The organism is Streptomyces sp. NBC_00080 (assembly GCF_045041255.1).
GTDB classification, from domain to species: Bacteria; Actinomycetota; Actinomycetes; order Streptomycetales; family Streptomycetaceae; genus Streptomyces; species Streptomyces coriariae.
The window spans coordinates 435,955-448,330 of sequence record NZ_CP108236.1 but is presented as its reverse complement, the minus strand read 5'-3'; the positions used below and the strand labels follow the sequence as shown (position 1 = coordinate 448,330).

Sequence of the window (12,376 nt, the reverse complement as noted above, 5' to 3'; positions counted from 1 at the left end):
TCCTTGAGGTCAGTCGGGGATCTGCACGGCGGCGTCGACTCCCCAGTCCCGGAACACGGCCCGGGTGTCGGCGCCGACGGCCGGCGCCGTGCGGCCCGGGCTCGACGGGGTCGCCGAGAAGCGCGGCGCGGCGGCCGGCTGGACCACTCCGTCGCGAGTGAACAGGCTTGCGCGCGCGGCCAGATGGGGATGTGCCGCCGCCTCCGTGAGGCTCAGGACGGGTGCCACGCAGGCGTCGGTGCCCTCGAACAGCGCCGCCCACTCGTCCCGGGTGCGCTCCGCGAAGCGCCGTGTCAGCAGCCGCCGCAGCTCGGGCCAGGTCGACCGGTCGTGCTGCCGGTCCGGGTCGACCTCCAGGCCGAGCAGTTCGACGAGGCACCGGTAGAACTTGCGCTCCAGCGCGCCGACCGCCACATGCCGGCCGTCCTTGGTCGCGTACACGGCGTAGAAGGGCCAGCCGCCGTCGAAGCGGTTGACGCCCCGCTCGTCGTGCCACTCGTCGCGGGCGAGCTTGGCGAAGGTGCTGGCGAGGAGGTGGGCGGTGCCGTCGACGATGGCCGCGTCGACGACCTGGCCGCGGCCGGTGCGGGCGGCGGCGTGCAGGGCGGCCAGTACGCCGATCAGGAGGTAACAGCCGCCGCCCCCGAAGTCGCCGACGAGGTTCAGCGGTATCTGCGGCGGGCCGCCCGCGTCCCCGATGGCGCCGAGCGCGCCCGTCAGCGCGATGTAGGTGAGGTCGTGGCCGGCCGCGGCGGCGAGCGGTCCGTCCTGGCCCCAGCCGGTCATCCGGCCGTAGACCAGACGGGGGTTGCGGGCCAGGCAGTCGTGCGGTCCGATGCCCAGCCGTTCGGTGACGCCGGGACGGAACCCCTCGATCAACACATCGGCCCGCTCGACGAGTCGGAGGAGTACGGCGGTCGCGGCCGGGTCCTTCAGATCGAGCACGACCGAGCGCTTGCCCCGGTTGAGCACGTCCGCCGGTCCGCCCGCGTCCGCCTCGTCCGCGCGCTCGGGCCGGTCCACGCGGACGACCTCGGCCCCGAGGTCGGCCAGGAGCATCCCGGCGAACGGTCCCGGCCCGATGCCGCCGAGTTCGACGACCCGGCAGCCGGCGAGCGGTCCTGTCGTCATCACCCCTCCTTCGGTCGAGGACGCTTGATCGGACGTACGGCGGCACTTGATCGGGCGTACGGCGCTGTCAGCGGCCCTTCCAGACCGGCGCCCGCTTCTCGGCGAAGGCCGCCGCCCCTTCCCGGGCGTCCTGCGACCGAAAAACCGGCTCGGCGATGTCGAACTGCTTGCCCCATGCCTCCGCGAGGGTCCAGTCGGCGGTGGAACGCGCTATCTCCTTGGTCGCCGCGACCGCCAGGGGGCCGTTTGCCGCGATGGGCTCGGCGAGTCCCAGCGCGCCGTCGAGCGCGCCGCCCTCGTCGGTGAGCCGGTTGACCAGGCCGTACGCGGCCGCCCGTTCGGCATCGATCGGTTGGCCGGTCAGCAGGAGTTCCAGGGCGATCGCGTACGGGATCCGGCGGGGCAGATGGAGCGCGGCTCCCGCGCGGGCCACCAGCGACCGGGTCACCTCCGGCACACCGAGCCGCGCCGTGCGGGCGGCGACGACCAGATCGCAGGCCAGCAGCAGTTCGAAACCGCCGGCCAGGGCCCAGCCCTCGACGGCGGCGATCAGTGGCTTGCGCGGCGGTGTCATGCTGATCCCGCACAGTCCCCGGCCCTCGATGGCGGGGCTCTCACCACGCAGCCACGCCTTGAGGTCCATCCCCGCCGAGAACGTCCCGCCCGCCCCCGTGAGCACGCCGACCCGCAGCTCGTCCGACTCGTCGAGCTCGTCCACCGCGGCCGCCACCCCGGCGGCCACCCCGGCGTCCAGCGCGTTCTTGACCGCAGGACGGTTGATCGTGATGACCTGGACCGCGCCACGGCGCTCCACCAGTACGTCGTCGGACACGCCTACCTCCTCGAATCGTGCACTTGATCGCCGGTCACGGCGAATCGGGCCAGTTCATGGGCGACCATGCCGTCCAGGTCTTCGGCGGGCGGCGCCGGGAGTTCCACGGCCCGGTCCCGGGTCGGCAGCAGGACCACGGCCGTACCGGGGGTGGTGACCTCACCCCTCTGGTTCTCGCACCGCACCTCGACGTGCGCCTCGGACCGCCCGTCCGCCTGTCGTTTGTCGACGACCGTGCCGCGTACCCAGGTGGTGTCGCCGAGATAGTTGAACCTGCGGTGCTCGCAGCGCAGTTTCCACAGCCAGCCGTCGTCGCCGATCCAGTCGGTGAGCAGATGGCACAGCCACGTCTCCCGCATCCCGCCGTAGTCGTAGGGGTTCGGCAGCCCGAGTTCCCTCGCCCGCTCGGGTTCCCAGTGCAGGCGCTGCACGGTGTCCGGGATGTTCAGCGGGTTCGGCGGGTAGAGGCCGGGGGCCTTGCGGCGGACCTTCGCGGCGATCCCGAACGCCCCCGGCGGGGTGAGCTGCATGCCCCAGCCCAGGTGCCAGACGACCACGTCGGTGGTGGTCAGCGGTCCCTTGACCCGCGGCTGAAGCTCTTCACCGATCTCCACGTCCTCCCAGTAGCGCGGTTCGGCTCCACGCCGGGTCTCGGCCGCGTAGGCGGCGTCGATCCCGGCGAGCTGCTCGGCCGTGTAGGGCTCCTGTTCCCGGTGCTCCTTGGCCCGCTTCCGCGACGTGTGCCGCTCGGCGTTGATCCAGGTGCCTCGCCTCAGGGCGTGCATCTCGCCCCGCCCGTTGGCGTAGAGGTAGTCGCGCACGACATGTGCCGTGCGCCCGCCGAAGCTGCTGGGCTTGAGGTGGACGCCCACCTGTGCCTGCAACACCCGGCACCGGTCCCCGAGTTGCAGGGGGCGCCACCACTCGAACTCCATCACCGCCTGGTAGGAGCCGAGGCCCGCGAACGGGTCGCCCTTCAGGAGCGCCCTGGTGGGCGGATCCGGCGTGGGAGCGGCGTCCTCGCCCATCGTGTACAGGAAGGCGGGCGGTGCGACGAGCGAGCCCCAGCGGGTCCCGGCCGCGTAGTCCGGGTCGCAGTACAGGGGGTTGTCGTCGCCGTAGCCGTAGGCGAAGTGGCGTACGCCGTCCCAGGTCACCTCGTAGTTGTGCGGCGGGTTGCGTTGGGGCTGGGGGACGCCGAGGCGGCGGCGGGAGCGTTCGACCGCCTCGTCGGTCAGGACGCCGAACCGCTCCGGCCTCTTCTCCTGCGTGTCCGTCATCGCCGGTCCTCCTCGACACGGTCCTTCTCGACGCGGTCCTTCTCCGCGCGGTCCTCCTCCACGCGGTCCTTCTCGACACGGTCCTGTTGTGCGATCCGGGCGCGGACGAGGTGCAGCAACTCCGTGCGGCTCACCTTGCTCGACGGGGTCCGGGGCAGTGCGTCCAGGACCACGATGTGCGCCGGCACCTCGTACGGGGTGAGCCGGACACGGCAGAGGGCCGTGAGTTCGGCTGGGTCCGGGGCGGCCTGTTCCCGCTCGACCTCGACCGCCGCGACCGGCACCTCGCCCAGCCTCGCGTCCGGCAGCCCCGCCACGGCCGCCTCCCGTACGGCCGGGTGCGTCTCCAGTGCGCGTTTGACCGTCTCCGGCTGCACCTTGAAGCCGCCGCGGATGATGGCGTCGTCCGCGCGTCCCTCGATCCAGACGAACCGGTCGGCGTCGATCCGGGCGAGATCGCTGGTGCGCACCCACGCCCGGCCGCCTCCGGTGCTCTGTTCGGTCCGGACCTCCAGCCGGCCTGTTCCGCCGACGGGGATCTCGGCTCCGTCGTCACCGGTCACCCGCAGTTCGACCCCGTCGAGGGCCCGCCCGGCGCTGCCCGCCTTCCGCTGCCACCACCGCTCGTGCAACGGCAGCGTCCAGCCCGCCACCGCTCCGGCGAACTCGGTGGCGCCGTAGGTCATGAGGACGGGGATGCCGTACGTGCGGAAGAACGCGTCGGCGAGTTCGGCCGGGCAGGGCGCCGTACCGGAGGTGACGACCTGCAGGCTCGCGAGCCGCTCCTGCGGAACGCGGGCGTCGAGCACGGCGCGGATGGCCGCCGGCACCAGACTCGCCGCCCGCAGGTGGTGCCGCTCCACCGCGCTCACCCAGGGCTCGACGGCGAACTTGGACATCAACACCATGCGGCGCCCGGTCGCGAGACAGGCGAGCGCCCGCCACAGGCCGCCGATGTGCACGAGCGGGGCGGCCACGAGCGACGCGGACCGCGACAGCAGCCTTTCGGGCTTCGGGATCTGCCCGCCGGAGACGAGCGCCTGGTCGAGCTGCCCGCTGCGCAGATGGACGCGTTTGGGGGGCCCGGTGGTGCCGGAGGTGAGCATCTCCACGGCGACCCCGGGATTGGCCGGCGCCTCGGCGGGCGCCGTGCCGCCCGCGGGCCGCAGGGTGCCGTCCGGGCGCAGCTCCAGGGCCGCTCCGTGAGCGGTCACCGCGGCCAGGACGCCCTCGCCGGCGAGGGCCTCGGCGCCGGAGACGACGACGGGCAGCTCGCAGCGGGCGATGTCGGCGGCGAGTCGCGCGGCGGGCTGCAAGGGGCTCAGCATCACCAGGCACCGCCCGGAAGCGATCACCGCGGCGACCACGGCGACGTGCTCGGGCCGGTTCTCCAAGACGACACCGACGCGGGCGCCGGTTTCCCGACCCGCCGAGTCGAGCGCCTCGACGGCTCCCCGCGCGGTCCGTTGGACCTGACCCCAGGTCCACCACTGCCCGTGGTGCTCGATCGCCTCGGCGTCGGCGGCGGCTTCGGCCAGCAGCCGGGACAGGCGGTCGCGAATTCCCACGTGATCAGCCTTTCGTCGCCATGGGGACGGAGATTCCGAGCAGGTCGGCCAGCCGCCCCCGATGCGTCGCCGGGCTGCCGAAGAGCTGCTCGGACGACTTCGCGCGCTTCAGGTGGAGGTGCGCGTCGTGCTCCCACGTGCACCCGATGCCGCCGTGGATCTGGATGTTCTCCTTGGCCGCGTGGGTGAAGGCGTCCGCGCAGTACGCCGCCGCGAGCGCGGCGGACACCGCCAGCCCGTCCGCTTCCCCGGCCCCCGGCGGTTCGTCCGGTCCCCCGGCCGCCACGGACATCGCGTGGTACGCGGCCGACCGGGCGGCCTCGACCTTCAGCAGCATGTCGGCGCACTTGTGCTTGATCGCCTGGAACGATCCGATGGGCCGGCCGAACTGCACCCGGACCTTCGCGTACTCCACCGCCGCGTCCAGACACGCCTGCGCCCCGCCGACCTGTTCGGCGGCCAGCGCCACGGCCGCGAGATCGAGCACCGTGCGCAGATACCTGGTGGCGTCCCCCTCCGGGCCGACCCGCAGCGCCGCCGCGCCTGCCAGGTCGACGCGCGCCAGGCGGCGCGTCGGGTCGAGCGTCTCCAGGCGGGTGCGGGTCACTCCGGTCGCGGAACCGTCCACGGCGAACAGTCCGGGTCCGGTGTCGGTGCGGGCCGCGACGAGGAGCAGGTCGGCGCTGTGGCCGTCGATGACGAACATCTTCGTGCCCGACACCCGCCAGGCTCCCCCGTCGCCGGGCACGGCTTCGGCCGCCACGTCCTCGACGCGCCATGTCCCGCTCTCCTCGGCCACCGCCAGCGTGCCGGTCAGCGAGCCCTCCGCGATCGCGGGCAGCCAGCGCGCTTTCGCCGTGTCGTCGTCGGACGCGGCGAGGGCCTGTCCGGCGAGGGCCACGGTGGCGAAGTACGGCGACGGCAGCAGGACCCGCCCCAGTTCCTCCAGGACGATCCCCAACTCGACGGGCCCGCCGCCGAAGCCGCCGTACTCCTGCGGCAACGCCATTCCGTGCAGGCCGAGTTGGTCCGCCATCTGCCGCCAGATCCGCGGGTCGTGGCCCGCTTCGGACTCCATCGAGCGGCGTACCGCCTCGCTCGGCGCCTTGTCGCGCAGGAAGCGGCGCAGCGTCGACCGGAGTGCCTCGTGCTCCTCGGTGAAGGCGGAGGTGGGTGTCACGTGGTTTTCGTCCTCGACTGTCAGCGGAGTCGTCAGCGGGGCTGTCACTGGGGTGCCTTCGACCGCAGGTAGGCGGCGAAGTCGGGCATCCGGGCGCGGTCCACGATCTCGATCCGCACACCGGAAGGGGCCAGGTGGTAGGCGAAGATCGACGGGGCGCCGTCGACGAGCGCGCACGCCTCCAGGGCGAAGCCCGCCTCCTCCAGCCGCTTCGACGTGGTGGGCACGTCGTCGCAGAAGTAACCGAGGTGGTGGGTCGCGACGCGTTCGGCCGCCGTCCACGGTGTCCCGGGGATCTCCTGGACGAGTTCGATGTGCGGGGCGTCGAGCGAGTACGTGTAGCGGAGGTTCAGCACGCGGTCGCCGTCGGCCAGCCGGACCGGCAGGTCCGCGGACATGGTCTCGGTCCACCGGTAGCCGGCGACCTCGCCCATGCGGGCCTTCCAGGCGTCGACGTCCGGGACCACGATCCCGGTGTGGTAGAGATCCGCCGCTCTGAGGGGATGGCTCATGACGTCCCTCACCACTCCATCCGGAGCGATTTGATGCCGTACATGTTGCCGTGCTGCCAGAGTTCCTGTCTGGGCGCGATCCGGTAGTGGGGGATGCGCCGGTGCCACTCCTCGACGGCCACGTTGAGTTCGAGGCGGGCGAGATGCGAGCCGAGGCAGCGGTGCGGCCCCGAGCCGAACGCGATGTGGTTGGTGGCCTTGCGTCGCAGGTCCACCTCGAGCGGGTTGTCGTACCGGCCGGGGTCGCGGTTGGTGACCGCGAGCGGGAGCATCACCATCTCGCCGGCCTTGACCGGGCAGCCGCCGATCTCCACGTCCTGCGTGGCCTTGCGGGCCGGGACGACGAACGAGTAGACCCGGAGGATCTCCTCCACCCCGGTGGGGATGAGCGAGGGGTCGGCGAGGATCTCCGCCCGCTGCTCCGGATGGGCGGCGAAGTGGTACAGCGCCCAGCCGATGGAGATGGGGACGGTGTCGAAGCCTGCCTGGAACATCAGGATGCAGAAGGCGTGCATGTCCCGGTCGTCGATCGGCTCACCGTCGATCGTCCAGGCCATGGCGTGGGAGAGCAGGTCGTCACGCGGCGTCCTGCGGCGCAGGGCGATCTGTTCCTCGAAGTAGGCCGACACCTCCCGCATGGCGGTCATCTGCCGGGCGCCGTCCGGGTCCTCGTCGTGGGAGAGGTGGAGCAGCTCGTGGGTCCACGCGAGGAAGGTGAGCAGGTCCTCCTCCGGCAGGCCCATCAGACGCATGAAGATCAGGGTCGGGAAGCGGCGTGCGAACTCGTCGAGCACGTCGGCGCCGTCCCGGCCCTTCAGTGCGTCGATCATCTCCGCCGCGACCTGGCGGACCTCCGGCTCCCGGGCGGCGACGGCGCTCGGGGAGAAGTAGCGGCCGAGGAGGCGCCGCCACACGGAGTGCGTGGGCGGGTCCAGCATCTCGGGGATCCACAGGAACTTCGGGTTCGGTTCGAGCGCGGTCACCGACTTGTTGGAGAAGGTCCGCCAGTCCTGGAGTGCCTTCTGCACCTCCGGGCCGTCCGTGACGACCCAGTAGCCGCGCGCGATGGTGCTGCGGAACCCGGAGTGGGCGCCGGCGATCTCGTCCCATCGCTCCTGGTGGCTGAGGACCGGGCCGCCGAGCCGGTTGTCGAAGTGGTAGGCGGGCAGACCGTCGTGGGTTCCGTCGGGTTCGAGCGTCGTGCTCATCACGGCTCCTCTCGTCGCACGTTCGTCAGGTCGCGGCGCCGTCGATCTTGAGCGCGAGGAGTTCGTCGTCGCCGAGACCGAGCGAGCGCAGGACCTCGTCGGTGTGCTCCGCGAACTGGGGCGCGCGCGTGAGGCGGACCGGGGATTCGTCGAACTGGACGGGGCTGGCGACGAGTTCGCGGTCCACGCCGTCGGCGTCCACGACGGGGGCGATGAGACCGTTGGCGCGCAGGGCGGAATCCTGGCCGACCTCCCAGGCGTTCTGCACGGCCGCCCACTGTCCCGCACCGCGGGAGAGGATCTCGGTCCACTCGGCGTAGGGGCGGGACGCGATCAGCTCGGCCACGATCTCGGCGGCCTCGGCGGCGTTGGCCATCAGCTTCTCGGTGCTGTCGAAGCGTTCGTCGCCGCTCAGCTCCTCGCGGCCGGCCAGCTTGCAGAACTCCGCCCAGTACCGGCCGGGTTGCAGCATCGCCAGTTCGATCCAGCGGCCGTCCGAGGTGCGGTAGGCGCCGATGAGCGGGTTGGTGGCCGCGCCGTGCCGGGGCGGGGTGTTCACCGGGAGCGGGCCGCCGTTCATCAGCGCGAGGTTGACCGTGAACTGGGTGGCCCAGGCGCCGACGCCGACCAACGACACGTCCACGACGGATGGTTCACTGGTGGTGGCACGGGAGTAGAGGGCGGCGGCTATGCCTCCGGCGACGGTCATACCGCCCATCGCGTCGCCGTAGGCGCCGGCGGGCATCCGCGCCATCCGGTCCGCACCGGTCGGTGTGACACCGGCGGCGCTTCCGCCGCGCGCCCAGAAGGCCGTGCTGTCGTAGCCGCCCTTGCCCGCCTCGTCCCCGCGCACACCGAAGCCGCTGCCCCGGACGTAGATGATGTCCGGGTTGATCGCCCGGACGTCCTCGACGTCGATCCGCAGCTTCGCCCGCGCCGCGGGCAGGAAGTTCGTGAGGAACACGTCGCTGGCGCGGATCAGTTCCTCCAGCACCGGGCGCGCCGAGGGCTTCTCCAGGGCGAGGCCGACGCTGCGTTTCCCACGGTTGGGCCCCTCCATGATCGGGAAGAACGACGACCCCTTGCTGACGGCCTCGTACCCGAGCACCCGGACCAGCCCGCGCTGGGCGTCACCGCGTTCGGCGTGCTCGATCTTGATCACGTCGGCGCCCCAGTCCGCGAGCACGGCGCCCGCCGCCGGGACGAAGGTGAACTGCGCGACTTCGAGGACCCGCACGCCCTCCATCGGCCTCTGCATCGGACCAACTCCTCCAGCGGCTCAACGCTATTGCGCATACCCAATGCGCAATACGGGCTTCGAGTATGGACCGGCAGGGGCCAAAAAGTATACTGTTTTCGTCATGCTGGATTTCACGATCGAATCTGGGTTCCAGGCCAAGCTGGACTGGGCGGCGGCCTTCGTCCGCGAGGAGGTCGAGCCGCTCGATCTCCTGTTCCCACACGGCGGCGACCCGTACGACACGCGCAACGAGAAGGCCCGCGCGATCCTGAGGCCACTCCAGGAGCAGGTCCGCGAGCAGGGCCTGTGGGCCTGCCACCTGGGTCCCGAACTGGGCGGACCCGGCTACGGCCAGGTGAAGCTCGCCCTCCTCAACGAGATCCTCGGCCGCTCCTACTGGGCCCCGACGGTGTTCGGCACCGCCGCCCCGGACACCGGGAACGCCGAGATCCTGGCCATGTTCGGCACGGACGAGCAGAAGGCCCGCTACCTCCGGCCCCTGCTCGACGGGGACATCGTCTCGACGTTCTCGATGACCGAGCCGCAGGCGGGCGCCGACCCCAAGGAGTTCGTCTGCCACGCACGGAGAGAGGGGGACGAGTGGGTGATCGACGGGGAGAAGTGGTTCTCCTCCAACGCCCGGTACGCGGCCTTCCTCATCGTCATGGCCGTCACCGATCCGGACGCGCCGCCGCACACGCGCATGTCGATGTTCATCGTCCCGTCCGAGACGCCCGGCATCGAGATCAAGCGCAACGTCGGCACGATGGACGAACGCGACAACCTCGACGAGGGCATCCACGCCTACATCCGCTACCACCAGGTCCGCGTCCCGCTCGACGCCATGCTCGGCGGCCCCGGTGAGGGCTTCAAGGTCGCCCAGGCCCGCCTCGGCGGCGGCCGCGTGCATCACGCGATGCGCACGGTGGGCAAGTGCACGCGCGCCTTCGACATGATGTGCGAGCGTGCGCTGTCCCGTCGTACGCAGGGCACCCTTCTCGCCGAGAAGCAGGCCGCGCAGCAGTTCATCGCGGACTCCTGGGTGGAACTGCAGCAGTTCCGGTTGCTCGTGCTGCACACCGCCTGGATCATCGACACGCAGCCGCACGGCGCCGCCCGCACCCAGATCGCCATGTGCAAGGTCCAGACGGCCAAGGTGCTGCACGACGTCATCCAGCGGGCCCTGCACCTGCACGGCTCGCTCGGCACCACCAACGAACTCCCGCTCGCCAAGTGGTGGATGGCCGCCCCCAACCTCGCCCTCGCCGACGGCCCGACCGAGGTGCACCGCACCACGGTCGCCAAGCAGGTGCTGAAGAACCACCGGCCGGCGGAGGGGCTGTTCCCCAGCGAGCACATCCCGCCGAAGCGGGAGGCGGCCCGCAAGCGGTACGCGCACATCATTGAGGACGACAGCCTCAGCGGCCGGGGGGACGCATGAGCGGCGGGCGCGAGACGCAGGGCCGTGACGCCAAGTCCATCGCTCCGGCGGACCTGTTCGACCTGACCGGCAAGGTCGCCCTCGTCACCGGCGGCAGCCGGGGCCTGGGCCGGGAAATGGTCCGCGCCTTCGCCACCGCGGGCGCCGACGTGGTGATCGCCAGCCGCAAACTCGACGCATGCGAGACGGTCGCCGCGGAGGTCCGCGACCTGGGCCGGCGCGCCCTCCCGGTCGCCGCGCACGTGGGCCACTGGGACGACCTCGGCCGGCTCGCCGACACCGCGTACGAGGAGTTCGGCAAGGTCGACATCCTCGTCAACAACGCCGGCATGTCACCGCTGGCGCCCTCCTCGGCGGAGACCGGCGAAGAGCTGTTCGACAAGGTGATCGGGGTCAACTTCAAGGGGCCGTTCCGGCTCGCCTCGCTGATCGGACAACGGATGGCCGAGGACGACGGCGGCTCGGTCATCAACGTCTCCTCCTCGGGAGCGCTGTTCCCGCAACCGCGGTTCGGCCCCTACGCGGGCGCCAAGGCCGCGCTCAACGCCCTGACCGCCGTCTTCGCCCTGGAGTACGGCCCGAAGGTGCGCGTCAACACCATCTCGGCCGGTCCGTTCCTCACCGACATCTCCAAGGCCTGGTCGGAGGAGAAACGCCGGACCACACGGAGCGCGGCCGGGCGGCCGGGGCGGCCGGAGGAGATCATCAGCACCGCGCTGTACCTCGCGAGCGACGCCTCCGGCTACACCACGGGGTCACTGATCCGGGTGGACGGCGGACTGTACTGAGCGAGCGGGTCCGACGCGGGCGCCCGCGCCCCAAGGGGCGCGGGCCTGTACCGACGTCCTCTACCGATGTCCTGTACCGATGTGCGGATCCGCCGTACGGACGCGACCGGCCGCGGCGGACGGACCGCGGACAACGCCCCGGCCTCCCGGCACAGCGTTCAGGCACGCCGGCCGAGCAGTTCCATCGCCTCCTCCAGCAGCACCGGCAGTGCGGGCAGCATGCGCCGGTGCATGGCGGTCAGGTGGTCCGCCTTCCGGCCGCGCTTGATCAGCAGGGCGGTCGCGGCGGACTCCTTGTACTTCGTCAGTGCCTCGAACCACCCCAGTTCCGGCAGCCGCTCGCCCCGCGCCTCCTGGTACGCGTCGATCAGCTCCGCCTTCCCCGGCATCCCGGTCGGCTCCTGCGACGGGGACGCCGGGTGGCGGGCCTCGTCGGTGAAGAAGGTCAGCCAGGTGATGTCGACCCGGGGATCGCCGAGCGACCAGATCTCCCAGTCGATGACCGCGTTGACCGAATCGGCGTCGCACAGCGTGTTGCCGAGCCGGTAGTCGCCGTGGGTGAACACCGGCATCATCGCGGCGGGCAGGGTGGCGCGCAGCCGTGCCTCGACCGCCTCGTAGCCGGTGCGCAGATCCTCGGGCACGGTCGTGAACGCCCGGGTCCAGCGGTCGACCTCGGCACCGGGCGTGACGACGGGCTCCACGGCCAGGGCGGTTCGCTTGGGGTCCACGCGGTGCAGGTGGGCGAGCATCCGGGCCGCGTCGAGGGCACGGGCCCTCACCTGGCCCGCGGGAAGGGCGCCCCTGGGCACGAGCACCGGTTCCACGCACTCCCCGGGCACCAACTCCATGGCCACGAAGGGCTGGCGAGCCGTGGGCGCGCCCTTGTCGCTGAAGAGCACCTTCGGCACCCGCACCCCGGGCACTCCCGACAGCAGCTGCATGAGCCGCGCCTGGCGCAGCACGTCCCGGTTGCGGACCGGTTCCAGGCCGGGCGGGGCCACCTTGAGGACGACGCGCTCGTATCCGGCGGGGGCGCCCGACAGCACGGCCACGTAGGTGAGGCTGGACGTACCGCCGGTGAGGGGCTCGACCGAGTCCACGGCGGCCCCGGGAGCCCAGCCGCGGAGCGCGACGGCGGCGCGCTCCGTCAATTGCGTTGTCAGGTCGGCACTGCCTGCGACGACGCTCATGTC

The 12,376-nt window shown here is 71.9% G+C and carries 11 protein-coding genes; 2 read left to right on the top strand and 9 right to left on the bottom strand.

Going from position 1 to position 12,376, the window contains the following annotated elements; all coding sequences use genetic code 11:
• Nucleotides 1-9: 9 nt before the first annotated feature.
• From OHU34_RS45720 to OHU34_RS45685, 8 genes are all read right to left on the bottom strand, one after another.
• Complete coding sequence (locus OHU34_RS45720) at nucleotides 10-1,131, bottom strand: CaiB/BaiF CoA-transferase family protein (protein ID WP_142270201.1); 1,122 nt, start codon at nucleotides 1,129-1,131, stop codon at nucleotides 10-12.
• Between the two features lie 67 nt (nucleotides 1,132-1,198).
• On the bottom strand, nucleotides 1,199-1,963 hold the full coding sequence (locus OHU34_RS45715) for a crotonase/enoyl-CoA hydratase family protein (protein WP_142270200.1): 765 nt from the start codon (nucleotides 1,961-1,963) through the stop codon (nucleotides 1,199-1,201).
• A gap of 2 nt (nucleotides 1,964-1,965) precedes the next feature.
• A complete protein-coding gene (locus OHU34_RS45710) occupies nucleotides 1,966-3,243 on the bottom strand; it encodes a MaoC family dehydratase N-terminal domain-containing protein (RefSeq protein WP_142270199.1) in 1,278 nt (425 codons plus the stop codon).
• Complete coding sequence (locus tag OHU34_RS45705; RefSeq protein ID WP_235034777.1) at nucleotides 3,240-4,811, bottom strand: class I adenylate-forming enzyme family protein; 1,572 nt, start codon at nucleotides 4,809-4,811, stop codon at nucleotides 3,240-3,242. Before OHU34_RS45705 ends, OHU34_RS45710 begins: the two co-directional genes overlap by 4 nt.
• Before the next feature lie 4 nt (nucleotides 4,812-4,815).
• Nucleotides 4,816-5,991 (bottom strand): acyl-CoA dehydrogenase family protein, encoded by a 1,176-nt coding sequence (locus tag OHU34_RS45700; protein WP_142270198.1) that lies wholly within the window; start codon nucleotides 5,989-5,991, stop codon nucleotides 4,816-4,818.
• A 44-nt stretch (nucleotides 5,992-6,035) separates the two neighbouring features.
• Complete coding sequence (locus tag OHU34_RS45695; RefSeq protein ID WP_142270197.1) at nucleotides 6,036-6,503, bottom strand: VOC family protein; 468 nt, start codon at nucleotides 6,501-6,503, stop codon at nucleotides 6,036-6,038.
• An 8-nt stretch (nucleotides 6,504-6,511) separates the two neighbouring features.
• Entirely contained in the window at nucleotides 6,512-7,711 is a 1,200-nt protein-coding gene (locus OHU34_RS45690; protein WP_142270196.1) for a cytochrome P450, read from the bottom strand.
• A gap of 25 nt (nucleotides 7,712-7,736) precedes the next feature.
• Nucleotides 7,737-8,969, bottom strand: a complete 1,233-nt coding sequence (locus OHU34_RS45685; protein WP_331733810.1) for a CoA transferase — start codon at nucleotides 8,967-8,969, stop codon at nucleotides 7,737-7,739.
• 103 nt (nucleotides 8,970-9,072) lie between these two features.
• Between OHU34_RS45685 and OHU34_RS45680 the strand changes: the two genes are divergently transcribed.
• Both OHU34_RS45680 and OHU34_RS45675 read left to right on the top strand, forming a co-directional pair.
• Nucleotides 9,073-10,392 (top strand): acyl-CoA dehydrogenase family protein, encoded by a 1,320-nt coding sequence (locus OHU34_RS45680; protein ID WP_142270195.1) that lies wholly within the window; start codon nucleotides 9,073-9,075, stop codon nucleotides 10,390-10,392.
• A complete protein-coding gene (locus tag OHU34_RS45675; RefSeq protein ID WP_142270194.1) occupies nucleotides 10,389-11,180 on the top strand; it encodes an SDR family NAD(P)-dependent oxidoreductase in 792 nt (263 codons plus the stop codon). Before OHU34_RS45680 ends, OHU34_RS45675 begins: the two co-directional genes overlap by 4 nt.
• 158 nt (nucleotides 11,181-11,338) lie before the next feature.
• On the opposite strand, the gene OHU34_RS45670 is transcribed toward OHU34_RS45675, so the two are convergent.
• A complete protein-coding gene (locus OHU34_RS45670; RefSeq protein WP_142270193.1) occupies nucleotides 11,339-12,373 on the bottom strand; it encodes a phosphotransferase family protein in 1,035 nt (344 codons plus the stop codon).
• Between the last annotated feature and the right edge of the window lie 3 nt (nucleotides 12,374-12,376).